Source organism: Rhodococcus sp. DMU1 (assembly GCF_012272955.1).
Lineage (GTDB): Bacteria > Actinomycetota > Actinomycetes > Mycobacteriales > Mycobacteriaceae > Rhodococcus > Rhodococcus aetherivorans.
The window spans coordinates 61,006-86,798 of record NZ_CP050952.1 but is presented as its reverse complement, the minus strand read 5'-3'; the positions used below and the strand labels follow the sequence as shown (position 1 = coordinate 86,798).

Genomic DNA, 25,793 nt, shown 5'->3' with positions numbered 1-25,793 from the left:
TCTGATGGTGTTTCTGGCGCGCCCATGATCCTCCGCCCTGGCGGCCCACAGTGAGATGAGCCACAGTTGTACGGATGATTGGAAGGTAGTCATGGTCGACGCTTGCGTCAACCCCTTGGAGTGAGCGGGTTCGCCGCTACGTGGAACTTGGACAACGGAAACGTCTTGAACAGGCAATTACCGTCAAATAACGGGACCGTCGTGGTCGGATCCAGGAGGTGGACGGGTTCGATTCGCGTCGTGATTGACAGACGCATCGTTGCGCAATAGTGTCTCAAGTCATACGGACAAATTGTGAAACGGTGGTGGTCGGATCCGCTTCCGCGGGCAGCTCCGGCAGGAACTGCAACTGACGTGTCCACGAATCACGGAAGGGATGTGCGCATGGCTGGCAGCACGATCGCCGAACGACTCGGTGTCTTCGCCGCAGATCTGGAGGTCGATGCGCTTCCGCTACCAGTCGTCGAGCGGGCGAAAGGGTGCCTCATCCACGCTTTGGCGGTGGGGATGGCCGGCTCGGCCGCTGGCTTCGGGCGACGGGCCGAGCAGGTTACCCCCGGAGTGAGCTCGCCACCGAACCGCCGGGGATACGCCCGCTCGCTGGTGACCGGCCAGTGGCATCCGGCCTCGACGGCGGCCTTCATCAACGGAGTGCATCTACATGCCCGGGCGCAGGAGGACACACATGGCACGTTCCATCCAGGCGTAAGCGTCGTACCCGCCGCTCTGGCGGCAGCAGAGGCCAGCGCTGTCGACGGTCGGACTCTGCTTGCAGCGGTCGTCGCGGGTTACGAGGTGGGCATCGCGCTGTCGAAGCCACTCACGGACCTGACCACCCCGCCCTTTCGCGCCACGGCGGTGTTCGGACCGGTAGCTGCCGCTGCCGCCGTCGCACGAATCCGCGGCCTGAGCGGCGAACGCACGACCTCCGCGCTGGCGATCGCCGCATCGATCTCGGGTGGCACGTCGGAATCGTTCGGTGCCGGAACAGACGAATGGCATTTCCAGTCGGGAATTGCGGCGACGAGTGGACTGATGGCAGCGCAACTTGCCGAAGCCGGAGTTGCGGGCTCGCGGGCCGCTTTCGAAGCCGAAGCGGGATTCCTCGACTGCTTCTCGCGATCGCGTGAGGCAGCGGAAATGATCGCCCGCGACCTCGGGCGGTCCTGGAACATGCTCGAAGTAACCTTCAAGCCCTACCCGGTGTGTGCGTTCAATCAGGCGCCGGCCATGCTCGCGGTGCGGCTGCGCGAGTCCGGTCTCCACGCCGACGAGGTCGCATCGATCCGGCTGCAGATGAACGAACGCGAGGCAACCTATCCGGGCATGCCCTCGCGCGGGCCCTTCACCAGTACCTCACAGACACTGATGAGCGCCAGATTCGCCTTCGCAACCGGGCTCGTCCACGGCGACATCACCTACGGCCTGTTGCAACACTTCACCGATCCGCAGGTGCTCGACCTCATCGGCAAGATCGACCTCGTCGCCGAGTCGGCACGCCCGGCGAAAACCGCACACGCCACTGTGGGCCTGGTCGACGGGACCGCGGTCCAAGACGCCATCGAGGACTCCGATGCGATGCTGTCGTGGGACACCGACGGCGTCGTACGCAATGCCGAACGCATCGCAGACGAAATTCCGCTGTCCACAAAGGAACTGGAAACCTTGATCGACAGCGTGGCCACGTTGCCCGACGCGCCGTCCATCGACCCGTTGATCCGTGCGACTTTGGCGGGTATCTCCGTCAGAACGTGAGGACAGCTCTTTTCCAGGCGTCCCCCTCGACATGCGGGGTACATCGAAACCCGAAACCGACGCTCCCAATTCAACAGTGCCGGGCACTCGATCCGGCCGAGAAACGAGAAAGAGCACTATGACCGAGAACGTCGCCATCGCCGAACGGCGAAACAGCGAACTCCAACACCGAAAGATGTACATCGACGGCGAATGGGTCGACGCCATCTCCGGTGAGATTTTCGAGACCGTCAACCCCTACAACGGGCGGGCCTGGGCCACTGCCCCACTCGCCGGACCGGAAGATGTCAAGAATGCTGTCGCGGCCGCGCGACGCGCGCTGTCCGGGCCGTGGGGATCGATGTCCGCGGCGCAGCGAGGCGCCCTGATCCGTAGACTGGCGGCGCTGATCGAGCCCCACGCAGACGAGCTCGCGCGTATCGAGACCACCGACAACGGCAAGGTCATCCGCGAGACGCGCGGCCAGATGGCCGGATTGCCGGCGACCTACGAGTTCTTCGCCGGCGCTGCCGACAAGATCTTCGGTGACACCATCTCCGCGCCCCAGACGAACTTCTTCACCTACACTCGCCGCGAGCCAGTCGGCGTGGTCGCCGCGATCCTTCCCTGGAACAGCCCTCTGTTCCTGCTGGCGAGCAAGCTCGCGCCCGCCTTGGCCGCCGGCTGCACATTTGTCGCCAAGCCCGCAGAGCAGACGCCGACGTCGACCCTCGAATTCGCCGAGCTCGTCGATGAAGCCGGATTCCCGCCCGGAGTGTTCAACGTCGTCACCGGCGCGGGGAACACAGGAGCCGCACTGACCGCCGAACCCGGCGTGGACAAAGTCACCTTCACCGGCTCCACTGCCACCGGAATCGCGGTCATGAAGAGCGCCGCCGACCACATCGCAGAGGTCACCCTCGAACTCGGCGGCAAGTCCCCCAACATCATCTTCCCCGACGCCGACATCGATGCGGCCGTCAACGGGGTGATGGCAGGAATCTTCGCCGCCACCGGCCAGACCTGCATCGCCGGAAGCCGTTTGCTGGTCCACGAATCGATCCGCGATACCGTCGTCGAGCGACTCGCACGACGCGCACCCCAGATCAAGATGGGGGATCCGCTCGACATCGAAACCGAGATGGGCCCCATCGCCTTCGCCGAGCAACTCGAGAAGGTCCGCTACTACGTCGACCTCGGAGTCGACGAAGGAGCCACAGTGGTGTGCGGCGGAGAGCGTCCGCAGGACACCGAACTGGCCGACGGGTACTTCTTCCAGCCCACCATCCTCAGCGGCGTCGACAATTCGATGCGCGTGGCACGGGAAGAAATCTTCGGACCCGTGCTGTCGGTCATCACCTTCACCTCGGAAGAAGAGGCGGTCCAACTCGGCAACGACACGACCTACGGACTCGCCGCGGCGGTGTGGACGAAGGACGTCCAACGCGCGCACCGCGTGGCGCACCGGCTCAATGCCGGCACGATTTGGATCAACTCCTACCGTGTGCTCGCCAACAACGTCCCGTACGGCGGCTTCGGGCAGAGCGGAATCGGCCGCGAAAACGGCATCGAAGGCCTCGACGCGTATCTGCAGACCAAATCCATCTGGGTCGAACTCACCGGTGAAAGCCGTGACCCGTTCAAGCTCGGCTGAACCAACAGGAGCAGAAACTGATGACCACCACATTCGACATCCCCAAGACCAGCCAGGCGGCGGTGCTCACCAAGCACAGTGAGCCGCTCGAGATACGCGAAATTCCGGTACCCCAGACCCTGGAACCGGGCGCACTCCTGGTCCGTATCGAAGCAGCGACGGTGTGCGGCTCGGACCTGCACCTATGGGACGGCTCCCTCGGCGGCAGCCAGGCGCTGGACCTACCCGTCATTCCCGGACACGAAATGGTCGGGCGGGTGATCGCATTCGGTGACGGCGCCGAGCGAGACACCTTCGGGACACCGCTCGAAATCGGCGATCGCATCTGCTTCACCCACGCTTCATGCAACCAATGTGACCACTGCCGGTTCGACAACCAGCCCACCCTGTGCACCAACCGGCAGTACTACATGTTCACCAACTGCGAGCGTCCCCCGTACCTGGTCGGCGGCTTCGCCGAGTACGCCTATGTCTTCCCCAATTCGGGACGAGTGCGCGTGCCGGACGAGGTGGAAACCTCTTGGGCATCGGCGGCCAGCTGCGCACTGCGCACAGTTGTGCACTCTTTCGAACGCATCGGCAAGATGAATCCCTGGGAAACCGTCGTTATCCAGGGAGCGGGCCCGCTCGGCCTGTTCGCTACCGCCCTCGCCGATCATCTCGGCGCCGGACGAATCATCACCGTCGGCGCTCCCGATACCCGCCTTGCCATTGCCAAGCAGTACGGGGCAACCGACCTCGTCTCTGTCGCCGAACATCCCGAACCCGAAGACCGGGTCGCCGCGGTCCGCGAATTGCTCGGCGGGCACGGCGCCGAAGTCGTCTTCGAGTTCTCCGGCGCACGCACCGCGTTCCCAGAAGGTCTGGGAATGATCAAGGAGGGCGGCCGCTACATGGTCACCGGCCAGATCGACGGTCCAGGCAAGGAAGTCCCGGTCCGGCCCGGCTTCATCACCCGACAGCAGCTGACCATCATGGGAACCTGGTCCGGGCACATCGCCGAATATCGCAAGGCTCTCGACTTCATGAAGAACACACATGGTAAGTACGACTTCGGCGCACTGGTCCCGAACCGGTACCGGCTCGACCAGGCGACCGAGGCACTGACGCGGATGCGGGCACAGGAGGACATCAAGCCGATTCTCGTCCCGCACGCAACCGAAGGAATCTGACGTGAGGCCCCTCGACGGCATTCGGGTGCTCGAGATGGGCCAGTACATCGCCGCCCCCTACTGTGCGATGATGCTGGCCGACCTGGGCGCGGAGGTCATCAAGATCGAGAAGCCCGACGGCGGCGATCCGCGCAGAATCTACGATCCGCTCGAGCAGACCGAGACCGGATCTATGAGCGGCGGGTTCCTGAGCTACAACCGCAACAAGAAGTCCGTCACGCTGGACTTGAGCACAGAAGGCGACCGAGCCCGATACCGGACCCTTGCGGCGACCGCGGACGTAGTCGTGGAAAACCTCCGTCCCGGTGCCGTCGACCGTATGGGAGTCGGATACGAAGCGCTCAAGGAGGCCAATCCACGCCTGATCTACTGCGCCATCAGCGGCTACGGACGGTTGCGGACGCATCGAGGTGAATTTGCCGAACGGCCGGCCTTCGACACCGCCATCCAGGCAGTCGGCGGATTGATGTCGGTGACCGGAGAACCCGGGGGCCCGCCGCTGCCGACGGTGACCGGTTTCGCGGACGTCTTCACCGCGGTCCACGCCACCGTCAGCGTGCTCGCCGCTCTACAGGGACGTCAGAATACCGGTGTGGGCGCGTTCGTCGATCAGAGCATGTACGACTCCGTGGCGTCCCTGCTCGAACGCGAACTGATGCTGTGGGATTTCACGGGCGAGCATCGAGTGCGCGGGGTGGATCGCTACTCTCCACTCGGTGCCCTCGAGGCCGAGGATGGTTATGTTGCACTGATTCTGCCCACCCACGAAATGTGGCGGCGGCTGTGTGTGGCAATCGAGCGGACCGACCTGCTCGACCATCCACTGTTGGACACCGTCGTTCACCGGGCCGAGAACTTTGCATCGGTGATCCGCCCCGAAGTCGAACGGTGGACACGGTCGCGCACCCGCCGCGAGATCGTCGAACGTTTCGCCGCCCATGGGCTTCCCGCCGGGGAAACCCAGACCGTGGACGAGCTCTACCGGTGCCCTCACCTTGACGCGCGTCGCATGTTCCTCGAGATCGACGATCCGTATGCCGGTCGCCGAAGGATGATCCGGACACCGTTCCTGACCGACACCTACGAGGAGCCACGCACCGACTCGGCGCCCCAGCTCGGCGCCCACAACGACGAACTGCTTGCTGAGGTGGAACCGACCACGGCCTGAGGCGCCCGCCGACATGGATGGCGGGGACACCAGCACCACCGCGACAGGGCCCACATCCGTATCGGGTCCGTCGTGCTGCGGTGACAGACGTCCATCGGTCGCCCAACTCCGGCGCCGGAAGGACCGAGTGTGGAGGTGTGATCGCAGACGGTCACACCTCCACACTCGATTCATCAGTATCAATTTTCGAGGTAGCAGAAGTAGTAAGCAATCTGACACCACGAATATGCTGTCGTTGCAGTAAATTCCCGTTACCGAGTCTCCCACGTTGAAGATTCATCCGTACGAGCGCTAGTGTGGTGGATGACACCCTGCCGATCGCATCAGGGAGAAGGAGGAGCCCGTGGTGACGAAGAAGGCCGCTCCCGCGGAGCGTGGTGTCCCAGCGTACCGAGAGTTGGCCGAGAAGTTGCGGGCCGACATCGAGGCAGGTGTCTACTCGGTGGGACGGAAAATGCCCACCGAAAGCGTGTTGCAGTCGGTCCACAACGTCAGCCGCCACACGGTGCGTGAGGCGCTCCAGATACTGCTCTCGGACGGGCTGATCTACCGCGTCCAAGGCAGCGGAACCTATGTGAGCGGGCGTCAACAGGACACCCGGGGCCGCTATGTCCGCTCGATCGGCTCCCTCGACGAAATTATCGTCTGGCCCGATACGAACACCGAGGTGATCGAACCATTCACCGTCGTCGTCGAGCCCTCCATCGCGGCCCGATTGGAATTGCCGTACATCGAGGTCAGCAAGGCCACCGTTCGACGTTCCTATGAGGGACTCCCCTTCGTCCTGACACGTCACTACGTCGAACCCGAACTCGGTGCGAAACTGGCCGCGGACGGGGTCCCGTCGGTCGGCGAAGGAACCGTGATCGGGGCGGCCGAAAAACTCCTCACCAAGCCGATCATGGGCGCGCGCCAGGAGATCACCGCCATGAACGCCCCCGAGCAGGAGGCTGAGCTGATCGGATGTCAAGCTGGAGACGCCATACTGCTGATCGAGCGTCTCTATTACGACGCGGACGGCAAGTTCGTCGAGTTCACATCCTCTCATTTCAATCCACGTCGGTACTCGTACCGCATGGAACTGAGGCGGCGAGGAGCCTGAACAGGTCCTATTCCTTCTCGGCCTCGAAGTACAAGGTAGTCACGTCGTAGAGCAGCAGGTTCAGATCACCGGCTGCGACAACATGTTCGAAGCAGCACTCCGCGATTCGGTCGCGGTAGCCGCGGTCGGTGCAGCGGTGCGGTGTCCGCACGAACGTGTTGATCTGCTGGGTGGGCGCCCGGGCGCACCTGCACACCGATCGGCGCCGGCTGCTCGGGCACCTGCGCACCCGCTACTCGTACGACCGTGAGCAGCTCCCCCCGCTCGACGAGGTGGCCGACGTGCGTGCGCGCCTGGTCGACGTGGCGCTGCGGTGATGCCGGCGGCCCCGAGCCGTTCCGGCGTCGGGGCCCGCGGGCGCTGCGCCGCAGGGACGCCGGACCCGGGGTGTAAAGAATTCGTCAGGACATCGGCCGCGGGCGTCAAGATTCCGTATGGATCGCGGTCCACGGACGGGCGCGGTGCGACAGTGTGGTGCGGGGCGCCGATCGGCGCCTGATTCGTGTCTACGACAAGGGAAGACGACATGGCCGACACCGCGTACGTGGTGCTGATCCTGGCAGGGTTCCTGGTATGCGCTCTGGTCCTGCGCGCGCTGCATGTGCGAGGTGAGAGCCGATGACCTGGGCAGGGGTGGCGAGCGTCGCGCTCGTCGTGCTCACGACGGCACTGGTGGTGTACCTGCTGATCGCGCTGCTCGATCCGGAGAGGTTCTGACGATCCGATGACTCCAGCTGTTGCCGCGGGACTGCAGATCGGCCTGGTCGTTGCAGTCCTGGCGTTGGCATACGTTCCACTCGGCGACTACATGGCGAGGGTGTACACGACCGACACCGACCTGAGGTGGAAGGACCTGCGGATCGAGTCCCTGATGTACCGGCTGTGCCGGATCGATCCGCGCGCAGAACAGACCTGGTACGGATACGCCGCGAGTGTGCTCGGTTTCTCGCTCGCGAGCGTGCTCTTGCTGTACACGGTGCAGCGACTGCAGGGTGTCCTGCCGCTCGGCCGGGACCTGGGTGGAGTGAGTCCGGCGGTGGCATTCAACACCGCGGTCTCGTTCGTCACCAACACCAACTGGCAGTCCTACGTGCCCGAGACGACGATGAGCCCACTCACCCAGTCCGCCGGCCTCGCGGTGCAGAACTTCGTCTCGGCGGCGGTCGGCATGGCGGTCGCGATCGCCCTGATCCGCGGCCTGGTGCGCGTCGGGCGCGGCGGCGAGATCGGCAACTTCTGGGTGGACCTGGTGCGCGGGACCCTGCGGATTCTCTTGCCGCTGGCGTTCGTGATCGCGTTGATTCTGTTGTCCCAGGGCGTGATCCAGTCGTACCGCAGCGGCTTCTCCGCCACCGGACTGGACGGCAACGCGGTCACCACCGCGCTGGCGCCGGTCGCCTCACAGGAGGCGATCAAGGAACTGGGCACCAACGGCGGCGGCATCCTCGCCGCGAACTCGGCCCACCCGTTCGAGAACCCCACCCCCGTCACCAATATCGTCGAGATCCTCGCGATCCTGCTGATCCCGGTGACGCTGACGCGCACGTTCGGCACGATGATCGGCAACCGACGGCAGGGCCTGACCGTCCTCGGCGTGATGGCGTTGCTCTACGGCACCGTCCTGGCGGTGGCGCTGGCCGCCGAATCCGGCACGCGGGGCGTGGCGGCGAACGCCGCCGGCGCGATGATGGAGGGCAAGGAAGTCCGGTTCGGGATCCCCGGTTCGGTGCTGTTCGCGGTGTCGACCACCGGCACGAGCACCGGTGCGGTGAACTCGGCGCACGACAGCATGTCCCCGCTCGGCGGTGGGGCCGTCCTGCTGAACATCCTGCTCGGCGAGATCGCGCCGGGCGGAGTCGGCACCGGCCTGTACAGCATGCTGGTGCTCGCGGTGATCGCCGTGTTCGTCGGGGGCCTGCTCGTGGGGCGCACGCCCGAGTTCCTCGGCAAGAAGCTGCGCAGGCGCGAGATCACCCTTGCCGCGCTGGCGGTGCTGGTGATGCCGGCGCTGGTGCTGACCGGCACCGCGATCACCGTGATCCTGTCCACCACCACCGGGTATCTCGGCAACTCCGGGGATCCGGGCACTCCGGGCGCGATCCACGGGTTCACCGAGGTGCTCTACGCCTATGCCTCGGCGTCGAACAACAACGGCAGCGCCTTCGGCGGGCTGACCGTGACCAGCGACTGGTTCCAGTCCTCGCTGGGCATGTGCATGCTGCTCGGGCGGTTCCTGCCGATCGTGTTCGTCCTGGCCCTGGCCGGATCGCTGGCCGCCCAGCGTCGCACCCCGGCCGGTGCGGGCACGCTGCCCACCACCGGTGCGGCCTTCGCCGGGCTGCTCACCGGAACGGCCGTCCTCGTTGCGGCTCTCACCTTCTTCCCGGCCCTCGCCCTGGGCCCCGTCGCGGAGGCACTGCATTGACCCTCGTCTCCCCCTCGGCGCCTCACACGCACCTGCGGCGCCGCGACCACGGCTCGTCCTCCCGCCCCGCGGCGGAGATCACGGAGATACTTCGGTGACCATCGACCTTCATTCCCACCGGGAGACCATCGCCTCCCACCCGCATCGTGTCGGCGGGGGCGTGTTCAGCCCCCGTCAGCTGGCAGAGGCCCTGCCGGGAGCGATCCGCAAGCTCGATCCCCGGCATGTGGCGCGGAATCCGGTGATGTTCGTCGTGCTGGTCGGATCGGCGGTCGCCACCGTCGCGGCGATGGTCGAACCCACGCTGTTCGCGTGGTCGATCGCGGCGTGGCTGTGGTTCACCGTGCTGTTCGCCAACCTCGCCGAGTCGGTCGCCGAGGGGCGCGGCAAGGCGCAGGCGGCGAGCCTGCGAAAGGTCAAGCAGGACACGACAGCCCGTCGCCTCACCGGTCCGGACGCCGAGGAATCCGTATCGGCCACCGAGCTGCGCATGGGCGATCTCGTCGTGGTGGAGACCGGTCAGACGATCCCCGGTGACGGCGACGTGATCGAGGGCATCGCCACGGTCGACGAGTCGGCGATCACCGGAGAATCGGCGCCGGTGATCCGCGAGTCGGGTGGCGACCGATGCGCCGTCACCGGCGGCACCACCGTGCTCTCCGACCGCATCGTCGTGCGGATCACCGCACCACCCGGGCAGACCTTCGTGGACCGGATGATCGCTCTCGTCGAAGGGGCCGCCCGGCAGAAGACCCCCAACGAGATCGCCCTGAACATCCTTCTCGCGGCGTTGACGATCGTGTTCCTGCTCGCGGTCGTCGCGATCGGTCCGATGAGTGCGTACGCCGGCGCCGAGCAGGGACCGGTCGAGCTGATCGCGCTGCTGGTGTGCCTGATTCCCACCACGATCGGTGCCCTGCTCTCCGCGATCGGCATCGCCGGGATGGACCGGCTGGTGCAGCGCAACGTGCTGGCCATGTCCGGTCGTGCCGTCGAGGCGGCCGGGGACATCGACACCCTGCTGTTGGACAAGACCGGCACCATCACCTACGGCAACCGGCGCGCCACCGCACTGCACCCCGCCCCCGGCGTCACGGATCTCGAAATGGCTTCTGCGGCAAGACTGTCGAGCCTGTCCGACGGAACCCCCGAGGGGCGCAGCATCGTCGAGTTGTGCGCCGAGCGGTTCCACCTCGATCCGAGCCCGTCGGGCGCCGAGCGCTCCGCCGAGTTCGTCGCATTCACCGCGCACACCCGGATGAGCGGCCTCGACACCGCCGGAGACGCCGGCATCCCGGTCCGCATCCGGAAGGGCGCCGCCGACGCGGTGACCCGCTGGGTGGCCGAGCAGGGCGGACGGATCCCCGAGGCGGTGAGCACCGTCGTCGACGACATCGCCCGCGTCGGCGGAACACCGCTCGTGGTGGCCCGATCCGACGATCGCGGCGCATCGGTGGTCGGCGTCGTCGAGCTGTCCGATGTCGTCAAGCCCGGCATGGCACAGCGATTCGCCCAGCTGCGGGCGATGGGCATCCGCACGGTGATGATCACCGGGGACAACCCCCTCACCGCGAAGGCGATCGCAGCCGAGGCGGGGGTCGACGACTTCCTGGCCGAGGCGACCCCCGAGGACAAGCTGGCGCTGATCCGCTCGGAACAGCAGGGCGGACGGCTGGTCGCGATGACAGGTGACGGTACCAACGACGCGCCCGCCCTCGCCCAGGCCGACGTGGGGGTGGCGATGAACACCGGCACCTCCGCGGCCAAGGAGGCGGGGAACATGGTCGACCTCGACTCCGATCCGACGAAGCTGATCGAGGTGGTCGAGATCGGCAAGCAGCTGCTCATCACGCGCGGGGCACTGACCACCTTCTCGCTGGCGAACGATCTCGCGAAGTACTTCGCGATCCTGCCCGCGTTGTTCAGCGGGATCTACCCACAACTGGCGGGGCTGAACATCATGGGGCTGGCCACCCCGCAGAGCGCGATCCTGTCGGCGGTGATCTTCAATGCCCTCGTGATCGTGGCGCTGATACCGCTGGCCCTGAAGGGTGTGCGGTACCGGCCGGCGAACGCGTCGTCGCTGCTGGGGCGGAATCTGCTCGTCTACGGCCTCGGCGGGGTGATCACCCCGTTCGTCGGGATCTGGCTGATCGACCTCGTGGTGCGTCTGGGAATCGGGTGACACTGATGGGATTCGGTAACTTCTTCGCAGGATTGATGCGGCAGGCGCGAGCCGGCCTGCTGATGCTGGTCGCACTGACCGTGATCGTCGGAGTGGCCTATCCGGCGGCGGTGTGGGCGGTGGGACGGCTCGGTTCGGCGAGCGCCGAGGGCTCGCCACTGACCGACACGAACGGTTGCGTCGTCGGCAGCCGGCTGATCGGCGTCGACCCGCAGGTCGCGCCCGGCGAGCCCGATCCGTTCTTCCACACTCGGGTCGTCGGCTCGGTCGCCGACGCAGACGCCTTCGCGCCGGGCGACCCGGCCGCCGCGCTGCCGTCCAACCAGGGCCCGAGCAGCGAGGTCCTGGCCGCCTTCGTCGACGAACGGCGTGCCGTGATCGCCGCGCGCGAGCAGGTGCCGCCGCAGGAGATTCCGGTCGATGCGGTCACCGGGTCCGGCTCCGGCGTCGATCCCCACGTCTCCCCGGCCTACGCCGCGGTGCAGGTGCCGCGGGTGGCGCGGGTCACCGGCATCCCCGAGCAGCGGGTCCGGGAGCTGGTCGCCGCGCACACCGAGGGCCGGCAACTCGGGTTCCTCGGCGCCGAACGAGTGAACGTGCCCGAGCTGAACGTGGCGCTGGGACTGACCGCACCCGACTGCGACGGGGTCCCCTCGGGTGGATGATGGCGTCGTGACCGGTACTGCACGCACCGCCGCCCCCGAGGCGTCGCGCCGGGGGCGGCTGCGGATCTACCTCGGTGCCGCCCCCGGCGCGGGCAAGACGTTCGCCATGCTGGGCGAGGCCCATCGGCGGATCGCCCGGGGCGGTGACGTGGTGGTGGCGATCGTGAACACGCACGGTCGTGCCCGCACCGCCGAACAACTGGCCGGCCTGGAGACCGTCCCGCCCCGACGGATCGGCTACCGGGACGCGGTGTTCGAGGAACTGGACCTCGATGCCGTGCTGGCCCGCCGGCCGGCCGTCGCCCTGGTCGACGAGCTCGCCCACACCAACGTTCCCGGCAGCCGCCACGCGAAACGGTGGCAGGACGTCGAGGAACTGCTCGACGCGGGAATCGACGTGCTGTCGACGGTGAACATCCAGCATCTCGAGTCCCTCAACGACGTGGTCGAACAGATCACCGGCGTGGTGCAGCGCGAGACCGTCCCCGACGACGTCGTGCGCCGCGCCGACCAGGTGGAGCTGGTGGACATCACCCCGCAGGCCCTGCAGCGGCGCCTGGCGCACGGGAACGTGTATGCGCCCGAGAAGGTCGATGCCGCGCTGCGCAACTACTTTCGGGAGGGCAACCTGACCGCCCTGCGCGAGATCGCCCTGCTCTGGCTCGCCGACCAGGTCGACCTCGCGCTCGCCAAGTACCGCGGCGAACACGCCATCACCGACACCTGGGAGGCCCGCGAGCGGGTCGTCGTCGCCGTCACCGGTGGGCCCGAATCGGAGACGTTGGTGCGCCGGGCCAGCCGCATCGCCGCCAAGGCGAGTGCGGAACTGATGGTCGTGCACGTCGTCCGCGGCGACGGGCTCACCGGCGTCTCGGCGCCGCAGATGGGGAAGGTCCGGACTCTGGCGGCGAGCCTGGGGGCAAGCCTGCACAGCGTCGTCGGCGACGACGTGCCCACCACGCTGCTCGACTTCGCGCGGGAGGTGAACGCCACCCAGCTGGTGCTCGGCACGTCCCGGCGCCCGCGGTGGGCACGCATCCTCGACGAGGGCATCGGGGCGGCGGTCGTCCGCGACTCCGGCAAGATCGACGTGCACATGGTGACCCACGAGCACACCGCCCGTGGGCCGAGGATGGCGTTGCTGGGCCGCCACGAGCGGCGACTGCAGTCCTGGATCGCGGCGTTCGTCATCCCCGTCGTCGCCACCGGCGTGATGGCGCTGATCGACCACTTCACGGGCTTCGAGGGCCAGCACACGCTGTATTTCGTCGTCGTGCTCGCCGTCGCGCTGTTCGGCGGAATCGGTCCGGCCATCGTCGCGGCCCTGCTGTCGGCCCTGCTGTTGAACTTCTTCTTCACCGAGCCGCGCTACAGCTTCACCATCGCCGAGCCGGCCAATTTCGTCACCACCGTGGTGCTGCTCGTCGTCGCCGTGGCGGTCGCCGCACTGGTCGATGCCGCCGCGGCCCGGGCCCGCGAGGCCCGGCTCGCGTCCCAGGAGGCCGAACTGCTCGCGCTGTTCGCCGGCGCGGTCCTGCGGGGTGCGGACCTGCCCCGGCTGCTCGAGAAGGTCCGGGAAACCTACGCCCAGCACGGCGTCAGCCTCGTCCGCACCGACCGGGAGCCGGCACAGGTCCTGGGGACGGCCGGGTCGGCGCCACCGACGTCGATGCAGGCCGCCGACACCGTCTGCGAGGTCGACGACAGCGCGTACGCCCTCCTGCTCGGTGGTCCGCAGCTGCGCGCCCGCGACCGCCGGATCCTCACCGCGGTGGCCGGACAGGCCGCCGGACTGGTCCGGCAGCAGGAACTCGCCGCCGAGGCCGCCCAGGCGTCGGCCCTGGCCGAGACCGACCGCCTGCGGCGGCTGTTGCTGTCGGCGGTGAGCCACGACCTGCGCACCCCGCTCGCTGCCGTCAAGGCCGCGGTGTCGAGCCTGCGCAGCACCGATGTCGAGTTCTCCCCCGAAGACACCGCGGAGCTGCTCGCGACCATCGAGGAATCCACCGACCAGCTCACCGGCCTGGTGTCGAACCTGCTCGACTCCTCCCGGCTCGCGGCCGGGGTGATCACGCCCGTCCTGCAGCCGGTCTACCTCGACGAGGTGGTGCACCGGGCCATGGTCACGCTTTCGAGCGGCGGTTCGGACACCGCCCGCAACGTTCGCGAACGCATCGAGGTCGACGTCGACGACACCGTGGTCGGCGCGGACAGCGGGCTGCTCGAACGGGTCCTGGCCAATCTTCTCGACAATGCCCTGCGCTACGCACCCACCGGTCCGATCCGCGTCGGCGCCGGCACCTCCGGTGACCGCACCACCGTCACCATCGCGGACTGCGGTCCCGGACTCGCACCCGGCGACACCGGCAACGTCTTCGCCGCCTTTCCCCGCGCCGGGGACCACCGCAGCAGCCGCGGGGCGGGGCTCGGGTTGACCGTCGCCCGCGGATTCGCCGAAGCGATGGGCGGGACCGTCACCGCCACCGAGACACCCGGTGGCGGGACGACCATGGTGGTCGAGCTCGCCGCCGCGCCGGCCAGGGTGCCGCGATGACCCGCATCCTCGTCGTCGACGACGAACCACAGATCCTGCGTGCGTTGCGCATCAACCTCGCCGCACGCGGGTACGAGGTGATCACCGCCGGCGACGGACACTCCGCCCTCCGTGCCGCCGCCCAGCAGCATCCCGATGTGATCGTCCTCGACCTGGGCCTGCCCGACCTCGACGGGATCGAAGTGCTCGCCGGGCTGCGCGGCTGGTGCACGGCCCCCGTCATCGTCCTCTCGGCACGCACCGACGCCCTCGACAAGGTGGCCGCCCTCGATACCGGAGCCGACGACTACGTCACGAAGCCGTTCGGGATGGAGGAGTTCCTCGCCCGCATCCGCGCCGCGGTCCGCCGGGCCGGCACCACCTCGGACACGACCGAACCGACGATCGACGCCGACGACTTCACCGTCGACCTCGTCGCGAAGAAGGTCACCCGCGACGGTGCACCGGTGCACCTGACCCCCACCGAGTGGGGGATGCTCGAGATGCTGGTGCGCAACCGCGGCAAGCTCGTCGGCCAACGGGAACTGCTCGAAGAGGTGTGGGGGCCGTCCTACACGACCCAGACCCATTACCTGCGGGTGTATCTCACGCAGCTGCGCCGCAAACTCGAACCCGATCCTGCGCACCCTCGCCACCTGCTCACCGAACCGGGAATGGGATACCGCTTCGAACCGTGAAGCCACTCGCGCGGGACGAAGCGGGGCGGTCCGAGCAGCGCCGCCGGACGTCCGGCACGACGGATTCGTAACCAAATCCCGGTTCCGAGCAGCACGACGTCCCGGGCGGCGCTACCGTCGACGCATGTCAGCGGACGTTGCTGCGGCACCTGCGGCGCACCCCCACCTGCCTGCCCGGCCCCGCGGCCGCCTGAACTCGGTCCCGCACGTGGTGGGCCTGACCCTCGGGATCTTCGCCGTCGCGGTGGCGCTGTGGTCGATCTCCCCCACCCTGCGCTACTTCGTCCATACGCCACGGGAATACGTGGACACGTACCTGTTCGACGCGCCCGACACCAGCCTGTCGTACGCGCTGGTGCTCGGCCTGCTCGCGGCGGCACTGGCGAGCCGCAAGCGGATCGCGTGGTGGATCCTCACGGTGTACCTGGCCGGATTCGCGATCTACAACGGGTTCGTGGCGGTGTCGGACCGCAGCATCGACGCGGCGATCGGTCTGGTGCTGCAGGTCGCGGCGGTCGGGCTCCTGCTCGCGGCGTATCCGGAGTTCTACACGCGGGTTCGTCGCGGGGCGGTGTGGAAATCGCTGGGCGTCCTCGTCGCCGGGCTCGCCGTCGGCACCCTGATCGGGTGGGGGCTCGTGGAACTGTTCCCCGGCACCCTGCCGTCCGACGAGCGGTTGCTGTGGGCGGTCAACCGGGTGACCGCCCTGTCCCTGCTCGACAACGACCAGTTCAGCGGGCGCCCACACGGATTCGTCAACACCCTGCTCGGCCTGCTGGGGGCGCTGGCGCTGATCGCGGCGGTGATCGTGCTGTTCCGGTCGCAACGGGCGACCAACGCACTGACCGGGAGCGACGAATCCGCGATCCGGGGCCTGCTCGAGCGTGGCGGCGACGATTCGCTGGGCTACTTCGCGACCCGCCGCGACAAGGCGGTCGTCTTCGCGCCCAGCGGTAAGGCCGCGGTGACCTACCGCGTGGAGGTCGGGGTGTGCCTCGCCAGCGGTGACCCCGTCGGCAATCCGGAGGCGTGGCCGCACGCGATCGACGAGTGGCTCGCGCTCGCTCGGGGTTACGGCTGGGCGCCGGCCGTGATGGGTGCGAGCGAGGCCGGCGCCACCGCCTACCGCCGGGCCGGTCTGTCGGTACTGCAGCTCGGCGACGAGGCCATCCTCCACACCGCCGGATTCTCGCTCTCCGGCCGGGAGATGCGGCCCGTGCGCCAGGCCGTCTCGCGTGCCCACAAGCAGGGGGTGACGGTGCGCATCCGCCGGCATCGGGACGTCCCCGAGGCGGAGATGACACTGGCGATGCGGTGCGCGGACGAATGGCGGGACACCGAGACCGAGCGCGGATTCTCGATGGCCCTCGGGCGTCTCGGCGACCCGCTCGACGGGAACTGCCTGCTCGTGGAGGCGATGTCCCACGACGAGGTGGTAGCGATCCTGTCGCTGGTGCCGTGGGGGGCCGACGGCGTGTCGCTCGATCTGATGCGCCGGAACCCGCAGGCGCCCAACGGTGTCGTGGAGATGATGGTGTCGGAGCTCGCCGCCCACGGCGGCGAGTTCGGGATCACGCGGATCTCGTTGAACTTCGCGGTGTTCCGCTCGGTGTTCGAGGAGGGCGCACGGATCGGCGCCGGTCCGGTGCTGCGGCTGTGGCGTTCGGTGCTCGTGTTCTTCTCCCGCTGGTGGCAGCTCGAGGCGCTGTACCGGTCGAACGTGAAGTACCAGCCCGAGTGGGCGCCGCGGTTCCTGTGCTTCGCGGACAACAGGGTGCTGCCCCGGGTCGGGATCGCGTCGGCGATCGCCGAAGGCTTCCTCACGCTGCCCAGCTTCGGCCGGGAACGAAGCGCCCGCCGCCACACCGGGACGCAGACGTCCGCTCCCCCGGCGCTCGTCGAGTCCGGAACCCTGCACGACGACGGTGCCGCCCCCGACGTCGAGCCGGCGCCGGAGTCGCGCACCGGTCCCCGGCGGCCGGAGCAGGTGCGGGTGCGGATGACGAAGCTCGAGCGGCTCGTGGAGTCGGGCGTGGACCCGTACCCGGTGGCGAACCCCCCGTCGCACACCGCCGCGACGGCCGTCGCCGCACCCGAGGGCACCGCGGTGCGGATCGCCGGCCGCATCCTGCGGCTCCGGGACTTCGGCGGCGTGCTGTTCGCGGTGCTGCGGGACTGGTCGGGCGATGTGCAGATCCTCGTCGACCGCGGCCGCGTCGGCGGCCGCCGCTTCGTGTTCGACCTCGGCGACCTCGTCGAGGTGAGCGGGGTGACGGGCCGCAGCCGCAGCGGCGAGCTCTCGGTGCTCGCGGAGGACTGGCGGCTGGACGGCAAGTGCCTGCACCCGCTGCCCGACAAGTGGCGGGGCCTGACCGATCCCGAGGCGCGGGTACGCCAACGGTACGTGGACCTCGCGATCAACCGCACCGCGCGCCGGTTGCTCACGGCCCGCAGCGCGGTGGTGCGGTCGCTGCGCGAGCAGCTGCAGGCCCGCGGCTACCTCGAGGTGGAGACACCGATCCTGCAGCCCGTGCACGGTGGCGCCAACGCCGCACCGTTCACCACCCACATCAACGCCTACGACCTGGACCTGTACCTGCGGATCGCACCCGAGCTGTACCTCAAGCGCCTGTGCGTGGCGGGTATGGAACGGGTCTTCGAGATCGGCCGGGTGTTCCGCAACGAGGGCGCGGATTTCAAGCACAACCCGGAGTTCACGATCCTCGAGGCCTACGAGGCACACGCGAACTACGAGGTCATGCGGGTGCTGGCGCGCGAGTTGATCCAGGCCGCGGCCGTCGCGGCCCACGGACGCGAGGTGATCGTCCGGCCCGGCCCCGACGGGCGGCCCGTCGAGATCGACATCTCCGGCGAGTGGCCGGTGAAGACGTTCCACGGGGCGGTCTCGGAGGCACTCGGCACCGAGATCGACGCGCAGACCCCCGTCGAGGAGTTGCGCCGGCTGTGCGACGAGCACGAGATCCCGTACAACCCCGAGTGGGACGCCGGCGCGACGGCGCAGGAGATGTACGAGCATCTCGTCGAATCCCGCACCGAGTTCCCCACCTTCTACACCGACTTCCCCACATCGGTCTCCCCGCTCACGCGCCCGCACCCGACGAAATCGCTCGTCGCCGCCAAGTGGGACCTCGTCGCGTGGGGCATCGAGCTGGGGACGGCCTACAGCGAGCTGACCGACCCGATCGATCAGCGTGCCCGGCTCACCGAGCAGTCGCTGCTCGCCGCGGGCGGCGACGAGGAGGCCATGGAGCTCGACGAGGACTTCCTGCAGGCACTCGAGCACGCCATGCCGCCCACGGGCGGCCTCGGCATGGGCGTGGACCGGATCGTCATGCTGGTCACCGGCGGCAGCATCCGCGAGTCCCTCGCGTTCCCCCTCGCCAAGCCGCGCGCTCGACGCTGAGGCCCCGGTTTCACGTGAAACACCGGGTCGACCGAGCGCGCGTTCGGTCGCCGTGGGATCGTGGTGACGTGCAGCTTCTCCTTATTCGCCACGCCCTACCCGAGCTCGCGCGGGTCAGCGAGGGACGCGCCGACCCGTCGCTGACCGACGAGGGCCACGCACAGGCCGCGCGGCTGCCCACCGCGCTCGAGCCCTACCGCATCGCGCGGCTGTTCAGCAGTCCGCAGCGCCGCGCCCTCGAGACCGCGGCGCCGCTCGCCGAGATCCGGGGACTACCGATCACGCAGCTCGAGGGCCTGGCGGAGTACGACTACCACCTCGACCACTACATCCCGTTCCACGTCGCGCAGGAACTCGCGCCGGATGCCGTGGCGCGCATCCGCGCCGGTCAGCTGCCCGATTTCGTGGATGCGGAGGAATTCCGCACCCGCGTTCTCGCCGCCACGCAGCACATCGTCGACACCTGCGACCACGGGGACACCGTCGCCGTGTTCGCCCACGGGGGCGTCATCAACGTTCTGCTCCAGGATCTGCTCGGGCTCGACCGGCCGCTGATGTTCCCCATCGAGTACACGTCGGTGACCCGCATCCTCGTCTCCCGTAACGGCGCCCGGCGGGCCGCATCGGTCAACGAGACCGGGCATGTGCGCGACATGCTCCGCGTCTGAATCCGGACGGATGCCGGTAGTTCGTCGCGACCGGTGTGAAGCGGACCGGATCCGGGTATCGGTACGGGGTGGGCGGAGCCGCGACGACGCGGGCTCCGCGAGGGCGCAGCCGACCGGGCGGTGAGTATCCGTCGGGGGCGACCGCTGGCCGGCGTCGACGATGCCGGGCCTCACGACCGAGATTCGACGAGCAGGAGATTGCCATGATGAGAGTTCTGACCTTCGCCGCCGGCGCCGCCGTGGGCTTCGTGCTGGGCACCAGAGCCGGGCGCGACACCTACGAGAAGATGCGGGATCAGTCCGCGCAACTGTGGAACAAGCCTGCCGTGCAGCAGAAGGTCACCGAAGCGAGGGCGACCGTGCAGGAGAAGGCACCGCAGGTGCAGGAGAAGGCCGGCGACCTGGCGAAGAAGGCCGCGGAGAAGGCCCACCTCCCGGGTGGCGGCAACACGGCGCCCGGCGCCGCCGGGGGTGGGCCCGCCGTCACTTCCCCCGCCGCGGGCGCGCCGATCGTCCCGCCTGCTCCGGAGGGCAAGCACTCGCTGTAGGACCCCGGCCGCGAACCGGCCCGGTGCCGCATCGGCCGCGTTCCGGTGCGGCACCGGCAGGCGTACTCGCGTGCCGAACGGGTACACCGAACGCATACGGGCCGGGGCCCGAACGGCCCGGCCCGACACGATTGCCACAGGAGGCGACATGACCAGACCCGACGGCGACGGTGACCCGGCAACCGCCGACACCGACAGCGGAACCCCGGGCGCCGACGACGACGTCCTGTCCGACCCCGCCGAGTGGTCCGGGGAAGGCGGCGCCACCGAGGAGGGCCCGTCCACCGACGTCGAGAACGGGTGAGTTCGGACCGGTCGAGCCGCTACGCCACGACCGTGAGCGGATGGATCACCGGGGCGGCCGCGAGCTGCTCCCCCACGGTCGCCAAGGCGGACGTGATGTGCCGGGAGGTCATGTGCGCATCGAACGCCTCCTGACCCGTCCAGACCTCGACCGTGACGAACGTGCCGGGCGCCGAGGCGGATTCGAACAACTCGTACGAGACGCAGCCGTTTTCGTCGCGACTCGCGGCCGCCAGCGCCACCAGCACGCCGCGCACCGCATCCTCCGACCCGGGCTTCGCCGGAATGGTCGCCACCACGCGCAGTTCCGTCATCTCTCGACGGTACCGCGCGCGCTTGCCGTGCACGAGCGGCCCGGGCGAGGAAGATGTAACCCATGGGATCGCGGATCGCGGAGATGCGCCGATGGCGCGCAGGGACAGTGGTACATCAGCGCCTGCACGACCTGACCGGGACGCTCGCCGTGGTCACCGGGGCGGGCAGCGGCATCGGCCGTGCGACGGCCCGGGCCTTCTCCGACGTGGGGGCGATCGTCGTGGTCGCCGACCGCAACCTCGACACCGCCCGCGAGACCGCCGAGATGCTCAACACGCCCGACCCCCAGGCCGGTGGCTCCCGAGCGGTGTACGGTGGTGGCGCGCACGCGTACGAACTCGATGTCGCCGACGAGGAGCAGGTGCGGCGATTCGCCGCGACGGTCCGCTCCCAGCACGGCGTGCCGGACGTGCTCGTCAACAACGCCGGCATCGCCGTGATCGGCACCTTCACCGGCACACCGCAGGAGACGTTCGAGCACGTCATGGACGTCAACTTCTGGGGTGTGGTGTACGGGTGCCGGGCGTTCGGGGACCAGATGCTCGAGCGCGGCACCGGCGGGCACATCGTGAACGTCGCGTCGGCGGCCGCGTTCACCCCACAGAAAAGCCTCGTCGCCTACTCGACGAGCAAGGCCGCGGTACTGATGTTCACGGACTGCCTGCGGGCGGAACTGATGGGCCACGGGATCGGCGTGAGCGCGATCTGTCCGGGGCTGGTGGGCACCAACCTGGTTCCCAGCGCCGAGATGGTGGGACTCGGCGTCCGGGAGCAGCGCAAGCTCCGCGAGCGGGTCACGGCGCTGTATCGCACCCGAAGCTACCCACCGCAGAAGGTCGGTGAGGCGATCGTCGCCGCGGTGCGGCACAACCGAGCCCTGGTCACCGTGATGCCGGAAGCGAAGGCCCGGCAGTGGATCAGCCGGCTCGCCCCGCCGGCGATGCGATTCGGCGCACGCTTCGAGCCGGACCGATGAGCGCCGTGCGGGGCTGCACCGGCCGGCGCAGCCCCGCACGGCGTTCTACTTGGCGAGGAACTCGAGCAGGGCCGCGTTGACCTCTTCGCCGTGCGTCCACAGCAGCCCGTGCGGGGCGCCTTCGATCTCGACGTAGTCGGCGGCGGGCAGGCGCTTGGCGAACTCCCGAGCGGTGGCGTCGATGGGCAGGATGTTGTCGGCGGTGCCGTGGACGATCAGTGCCGGCACGTCGATCTTCGGGATGTCCTCGCGGAAGTCGGTGAGCCAGGTGGGCTGGGCGGCGACCGACGCGTACGGTGAGGCCCCCGCGGCCACCTGCCAGCTGGCTCGCAGAGCCTCCTCGCTCAGCCGGGTGCCGAGGTAGTCGTCGGTGTTGAAGAAGTTCCGGAAGAAGTCGGTGAAGAAGGCGTACCGATCCGCCTCTACCGCGGCCCGCAGTCCGTCGAAGACCTCCCGGGGTACACCGGTCGGATTGTCGTCGGTGCGCAGCAGGAACGGTTCGAGGGAGCCGAGGAAGGCCGCCTTCGCCACCCGCTGCGAGCCGTGAGTCCCCAGATAGCGGCCGACCTCACCGGTGCCCATGGAGAAGCCGACGAGAACCACGTCCCGCAGATCGAGGGTGGACAGGACGGTGTGGAGGTCCGCGGCGAAGGTGTCGTAGTCGTAGCCGATCGTCGGTTTGCTCGAGCGTCCGAAGCCCCGACGGTCGTAGGTGATGACGCGGTAGCCGGCCTCGAGCAATGCGGCGGTCTGCTTCTCCCACGACGTGCCGCTCAGCGGATAGCCGTGGATGAGTACCACCGGTTGCCCGGAACCGTGGTCCTCGTAGTAGAGCTCGATCGGGGTGGAGTTCTCGGTGCCGACGGCGATGTAGCCCATCATGGTCCTCTCGTAGCTGGAGACGTACCACTGGCTTCGGAAAGCCAGGTGCGAGCCTATAGCGATCTGTCGGACATCTCCGCCCGTCACCACGAATTCACCGCCGACACCGGCATACCCGTCTACTTCTGCGAGCCACACCCACCCTGGCACAGAGAACCAGCGAGAACGCAGATCAGCTTGTGCAGCAGCACTTTCCACGAGCACCGCATCCTGCGACGTTTGCCCTGTCGTTACGCGGCGACCGCCGACGGATTCACCGTTGTCCGCAACGTCGACTCACGGGTCCAGTTCTGTGCGGATGAGCGTGTCGAGTCGCTGCCATGCCGGGGACGAGGCGTTGACCGCGCCCTGGATGAGTGCGGCGATATCGGAGGCTTCATCCAGCTCCGGTAGTTCGTCCCTGCCGTAGCGTTCCCGGGTCGCCCCGGTGATCCGGCGGGCGAGGTCGTCGATGCGGGGATCGTCGGCGTCGAGGTCGTGCGCGTGGTCGTAGTCGAGGAAGAGTTGCCGCAGCGCCGGGTCGGCCAGGATCTCGGCTTGGTCGTGAAACAGTGCGATCGCGCGGTCCGGGTGGGTGGCGAACACGAGGATCCACAGGTCGCGTTGCAGCTCCACCCATCGAGGCGTGAAGCCCCAACGATCCAGGCGCTCCAGATGGGTACCGACCTCGGGGGGCAGCGGTGTCAGATGCCCGGCGGCGAGCTGGCGCAGGCGCCCTTGCGTTGCCCGCAGGCCACGGATGCGGGCGGTGAGCTCGTCGTCGATCTCGCGCAGCGCCTGCTGGAACTCCTCGCCGGTCGCTGATCTCAGATCACGGATACGGGCCAGAGGGACGCCGGCTTCGGCGAGCGTCCGGATCTTGATCAGGTCGATGGCGTCGTTCGCGCCGTACCGCCGGTAGCCGGACGCATCGCGGTTCGGCTCGGGGAGCAGCCCCTTGTCGTGATAGACGCGGACGGTCTTGATCGACACACCCACGTACCCGGCCAGCTGCCCGATGGTGATCACCCGGCCATCGTCCCACTTGACCTTTCCCCATGGGCAGGGTTGCACGATGGAGTCATGGCGAACACGAACTTCGATCGGGAGACCCTGCGCGAACTGGCCGATGCGGGCAACGAGACCGCTCTGGACCGGCTGGCCGACCTCGCCGACGCAGCCGGTGACCTTGGGGAGCTGAACGAGCTGTTGGACGAGGGATCCGTGCGCGCCGGGTTCCTGCTCACTCGGCGCGCGGCCGCGGCCGGCGACCTGCGCGAGCTGCAACGGATCTCCGACGCCGGGTACGACGAGGCCGGGAACGAACTGGACCGGCTGCTGAAGGCGCCGGCCGACGAACACCGGGATCGAGGATCCGATCGCCCGCTGTAGCGGCGCTCCAGGCGCCGCCCTGCGCGCCGCGCGCGGCATCACCGTGCGCGCACGACGCGGCTCGCGGACCGGCCGGCGTCAGACCTTGGAAGCCAGCCAGTTCCGCAGCCACGTCGTCGCCGAGGTGCCGCTCACGTCGACCGCGTAGTTGGAGTAGTCCTGGTGGATCTGCGACTCGTAGAACTGCCGGAGCTTGATCTCGCGTTCGTCGTTGGCCTGCTCGGTGAGCTGGGACTGCAGGATGGGCAGACCGCCCGCGTTCATCAGGTCCAGGTAGATGGCGTCGGCCTCGGCGCGGTACCGGTCGACGGCGGACGGGTCGCCGCCGGAGGCCATCGCGAGGAATCCGGCGGCGCGGGTGACGAAATCGTCCTTGGGCGTCGAGCAGTACAGGTCACCCACGGCGCAGAAGGTGCGGACGTCGCCGCTGACGAACCCGAACCCGCCGATGCGGGGCCCGCCGGCGCCGTTGCCCGCGACGGGCGGGCCGACCAGGATGTCCGCCTCGGAACGGCGCGGGTCGGAGAGCAGGCCGACCGCGGCGAGCCGATGCGGCGGGACCACGCCGAAGCCCGTGCCGATCTCGGCGGCGAGATCGCCGGCCGCGTCGGCGCCCTGGCTGTAGCCGACGAGGGCGAACCGGGCGCCGGGGCACGCGGCCGCGGTGGCGGCGACGATGCCGCGGGCGTTGTCGACGGCCTCCTGCCGCGAGGCACCGTAGACTTCACCCTCCCACGGGAACGCCGTCGCGGCGTACCGGACGTAGTCCACCCGGGTGCCGGCGGGAAGGCCGGAGGTGACCGCGGCGAGCATGCCGTTGCCCCGCTGAGGATCGGGAGTATTCGAGGTTTCCCACGTGCCGGGCACGGCGACGACCTGTAGCTTCGGGCATCCGGCCGGGTCGGCCTGGACCGCGGGCGCCGTCGCAACCGACCCCACCACGGTCGCCGCGGCGACCGCCACCAGCGTCAACGCACTTCTCAACCCCACCACGGCCCCCTGAGGTCTCCTGCCGATCTCGACTCCGTCACGAAATGATGCCTAAGAAATATGACACAAAGATGAACGGGATGGGAGAGCATCTTTACTCGCGCAGGACGGTCACCACTCCTCCGCCGATGTTGGTGACGAACACGTTCCCCGCCCCGTAGTCGACCGCCGTCCCCACCGTGCCGCGGTCCACCACGCGCTGCAGCTGCCCAGGACGGTCCACGACGGTCACCGCCGAGCCGCCGATGTTGGTGACGAAGACGTTGCCGGTCAACGGATCCGTGACCACGACACCGGGAGGCAGCAGCTCCGCCGGCAGCGGTCCGACGGTCGGATCGTGGTCCGCGATCGTCACGTTGCCGGCGCCGATGTTCGTCACGTAGACGCCGTCGGTGCCGGCGTCGAGCGTGAGTTCGGGGGTGAGGCCCGCGAGCGGGGACGCCGCCGGCCGCTCCGGGGACGGCGATGGCCCGGCGAGAGTGCGGTCGCGGTCGACGGTGACCGTGCCGACGCCGAGGTTGGTGACCGCGACGTTGCCGTTACCGCCGTCCACGCGCATCTCGACGGGCGCGCCGGAGGATTCACCGGCCGCACCGGCGGCCGGGCGCGGCGGGACGGTCACCGACACGCCGCCCGGACCCACGTTCGTGATGCACGAGTTCCCCGCTCCCCCATCGACTCCGAGGAGGCGCAGGCCGTCGTACCCGACCACCGGCGGCGCCTGCGGCGTGCCGTTCACGGTGACGGCGCCGCCGACGTTGCGCACGCACTCGCCGGGGGCCTGCGCGGCGGCGGGAGCGGCCGCCAGCGCCGCCAGGGTTCCGGCCCCGAGCATTCCTGCCGCAAGTGATCGTCTCGTGATCCGGTGACCCATGCGCACGACCATAACGCGCGAACCGTCCCGAACGGACGAAACGGGACGGGCGCGCCCACCGGATTTCCGGTGGGCGCGCCCGTCGTGGGTTCTGCTACCTCAGCGC

General features: G+C 68.7%; 24 protein-coding genes. 18 read left to right on the top strand and 6 right to left on the bottom strand.

What is annotated here, in order from left to right:
* The first annotated feature begins 384 nt into the window (after nucleotides 1-384).
* The 5 genes from HFP48_RS00395 to HFP48_RS00375 all read left to right on the top strand — a co-directional run bounded on the left by HFP48_RS00395 (nucleotide 385) and on the right by HFP48_RS00375 (nucleotide 6,830).
* Nucleotides 385-1,755, top strand: coding sequence for an MmgE/PrpD family protein (locus HFP48_RS00395; protein ID WP_168578844.1), 1,371 nt, complete (start codon nucleotides 385-387; stop codon nucleotides 1,753-1,755).
* Between the two features lie 118 nt (nucleotides 1,756-1,873).
* The gene (locus HFP48_RS00390) at nucleotides 1,874-3,388 is read left to right on the top strand and encodes an aldehyde dehydrogenase (RefSeq protein WP_168578843.1); all 1,515 of its coding nucleotides are present in this window, start codon (nucleotides 1,874-1,876) and stop codon (nucleotides 3,386-3,388) included.
* A gap of 62 nt (nucleotides 3,389-3,450) precedes the next feature.
* A complete protein-coding gene (locus HFP48_RS00385; protein WP_246872492.1) occupies nucleotides 3,451-4,560 on the top strand; it encodes a zinc-binding dehydrogenase in 1,110 nt (369 codons plus the stop codon).
* A 1-nt stretch (nucleotide 4,561) separates the two neighbouring features.
* Nucleotides 4,562-5,728: a CoA transferase gene (locus HFP48_RS00380; protein WP_006942122.1), complete on the top strand. Its 1,167-nt coding sequence runs from the start codon at nucleotides 4,562-4,564 to the stop codon at nucleotides 5,726-5,728.
* Nucleotides 5,729-6,071: 343 nt separating this feature from the next.
* Nucleotides 6,072-6,830 (top strand): GntR family transcriptional regulator, encoded by a 759-nt coding sequence (locus tag HFP48_RS00375; RefSeq protein WP_168578841.1) that lies wholly within the window; start codon nucleotides 6,072-6,074, stop codon nucleotides 6,828-6,830.
* Nucleotides 6,831-6,837: 7 nt separating this feature from the next.
* On the opposite strand, the gene HFP48_RS00370 is transcribed toward HFP48_RS00375, so the two are convergent.
* Nucleotides 6,838-6,981, bottom strand: coding sequence for a hypothetical protein (locus HFP48_RS00370; protein WP_168578821.1), 144 nt, complete (start codon nucleotides 6,979-6,981; stop codon nucleotides 6,838-6,840).
* 4 nt (nucleotides 6,982-6,985) lie between these two features.
* Between HFP48_RS00370 and HFP48_RS00365 the strand changes: the two genes are divergently transcribed.
* The 11 genes from HFP48_RS00365 to HFP48_RS00315 all read left to right on the top strand — a co-directional run bounded on the left by HFP48_RS00365 (nucleotide 6,986) and on the right by HFP48_RS00315 (nucleotide 20,280).
* Nucleotides 6,986-7,147 carry a hypothetical protein gene (locus HFP48_RS00365; protein WP_168578840.1) on the top strand — a complete coding sequence of 54 codons (162 nt, stop codon included), beginning with the start codon at nucleotides 6,986-6,988 and terminating at the stop codon, nucleotides 7,145-7,147.
* A gap of 301 nt (nucleotides 7,148-7,448) precedes the next feature.
* On the top strand, nucleotides 7,449-7,547 hold the full coding sequence (kdpF, locus tag HFP48_RS00360) for a K(+)-transporting ATPase subunit F (protein WP_065923246.1): 99 nt from the start codon (nucleotides 7,449-7,451) through the stop codon (nucleotides 7,545-7,547).
* Nucleotides 7,548-7,554: 7 nt separating this feature from the next.
* Entirely contained in the window at nucleotides 7,555-9,255 is a 1,701-nt protein-coding gene (kdpA, locus tag HFP48_RS00355) for a potassium-transporting ATPase subunit KdpA (protein ID WP_006942128.1), read from the top strand.
* Nucleotides 9,256-9,355: 100 nt separating this feature from the next.
* On the top strand, nucleotides 9,356-11,440 hold the full coding sequence (kdpB, locus tag HFP48_RS00350; protein ID WP_246872583.1) for a potassium-transporting ATPase subunit KdpB: 2,085 nt from the start codon (nucleotides 9,356-9,358) through the stop codon (nucleotides 11,438-11,440).
* Between the two features lie 5 nt (nucleotides 11,441-11,445).
* Entirely contained in the window at nucleotides 11,446-12,105 is a 660-nt protein-coding gene (locus tag HFP48_RS00345; protein WP_168580487.1) for a potassium-transporting ATPase subunit C, read from the top strand.
* Nucleotides 12,106-12,112: 7 nt separating this feature from the next.
* On the top strand, nucleotides 12,113-14,659 hold the full coding sequence (locus HFP48_RS00340) for a sensor histidine kinase KdpD (protein WP_168578839.1): 2,547 nt from the start codon (nucleotides 12,113-12,115) through the stop codon (nucleotides 14,657-14,659).
* Nucleotides 14,656-15,336, top strand: a complete 681-nt coding sequence (locus HFP48_RS00335; RefSeq protein ID WP_050034277.1) for a response regulator — start codon at nucleotides 14,656-14,658, stop codon at nucleotides 15,334-15,336. The genes HFP48_RS00340 and HFP48_RS00335 overlap by 4 nt, the downstream gene beginning before the upstream one ends.
* A gap of 124 nt (nucleotides 15,337-15,460) precedes the next feature.
* Nucleotides 15,461-18,760 (top strand): bifunctional lysylphosphatidylglycerol synthetase/lysine--tRNA ligase LysX, encoded by a 3,300-nt coding sequence (gene lysX / locus HFP48_RS00330; RefSeq protein ID WP_168578838.1) that lies wholly within the window; start codon nucleotides 15,461-15,463, stop codon nucleotides 18,758-18,760.
* Nucleotides 18,761-18,828: 68 nt separating this feature from the next.
* Nucleotides 18,829-19,428: a histidine phosphatase family protein gene (locus HFP48_RS00325; protein WP_006942144.1), complete on the top strand. Its 600-nt coding sequence runs from the start codon at nucleotides 18,829-18,831 to the stop codon at nucleotides 19,426-19,428.
* A gap of 203 nt (nucleotides 19,429-19,631) precedes the next feature.
* Complete coding sequence (locus tag HFP48_RS00320; RefSeq protein ID WP_029546834.1) at nucleotides 19,632-19,976, top strand: YtxH domain-containing protein; 345 nt, start codon at nucleotides 19,632-19,634, stop codon at nucleotides 19,974-19,976.
* Nucleotides 19,977-20,124: 148 nt separating this feature from the next.
* Entirely contained in the window at nucleotides 20,125-20,280 is a 156-nt protein-coding gene (locus HFP48_RS00315; protein WP_168578837.1) for a hypothetical protein, read from the top strand.
* A 19-nt stretch (nucleotides 20,281-20,299) separates the two neighbouring features.
* On the opposite strand, the gene HFP48_RS00310 is transcribed toward HFP48_RS00315, so the two are convergent.
* On the bottom strand, nucleotides 20,300-20,593 hold the full coding sequence (locus HFP48_RS00310; RefSeq protein ID WP_102799439.1) for a putative quinol monooxygenase: 294 nt from the start codon (nucleotides 20,591-20,593) through the stop codon (nucleotides 20,300-20,302).
* 62 nt (nucleotides 20,594-20,655) lie between these two features.
* On the opposite strand from HFP48_RS00310, the gene HFP48_RS00305 reads away from it, so the two are divergent.
* Nucleotides 20,656-21,570, top strand: a complete 915-nt coding sequence (locus HFP48_RS00305; protein WP_006942155.1) for an SDR family NAD(P)-dependent oxidoreductase — start codon at nucleotides 20,656-20,658, stop codon at nucleotides 21,568-21,570.
* 45 nt (nucleotides 21,571-21,615) lie between these two features.
* On the opposite strand, the gene HFP48_RS00300 is transcribed toward HFP48_RS00305, so the two are convergent.
* Both HFP48_RS00300 and HFP48_RS00295 read right to left on the bottom strand, forming a co-directional pair.
* Entirely contained in the window at nucleotides 21,616-22,449 is an 834-nt protein-coding gene (locus tag HFP48_RS00300; RefSeq protein WP_029546831.1) for an alpha/beta hydrolase, read from the bottom strand.
* Between the two features lie 279 nt (nucleotides 22,450-22,728).
* Nucleotides 22,729-23,460, bottom strand: coding sequence for a MerR family transcriptional regulator (locus HFP48_RS00295; protein WP_168578836.1), 732 nt, complete (start codon nucleotides 23,458-23,460; stop codon nucleotides 22,729-22,731).
* Nucleotides 23,461-23,514: 54 nt separating this feature from the next.
* On the opposite strand from HFP48_RS00295, the gene HFP48_RS00290 reads away from it, so the two are divergent.
* Complete coding sequence (locus HFP48_RS00290; protein WP_006942158.1) at nucleotides 23,515-23,823, top strand: hypothetical protein; 309 nt, start codon at nucleotides 23,515-23,517, stop codon at nucleotides 23,821-23,823.
* A gap of 78 nt (nucleotides 23,824-23,901) precedes the next feature.
* Here HFP48_RS00290 and HFP48_RS00285 read toward each other — a convergent pair whose 3' ends face one another.
* Both HFP48_RS00285 and HFP48_RS00280 read right to left on the bottom strand, forming a co-directional pair.
* A complete protein-coding gene (locus HFP48_RS00285) occupies nucleotides 23,902-24,816 on the bottom strand; it encodes a cutinase family protein (protein ID WP_006942159.1) in 915 nt (304 codons plus the stop codon).
* Nucleotides 24,817-24,907: 91 nt separating this feature from the next.
* Nucleotides 24,908-25,687 (bottom strand): PE-PGRS family protein, encoded by a 780-nt coding sequence (locus HFP48_RS00280; RefSeq protein WP_231385978.1) that lies wholly within the window; start codon nucleotides 25,685-25,687, stop codon nucleotides 24,908-24,910.
* Nucleotides 25,688-25,793: the final 106 nt, after the last annotated feature.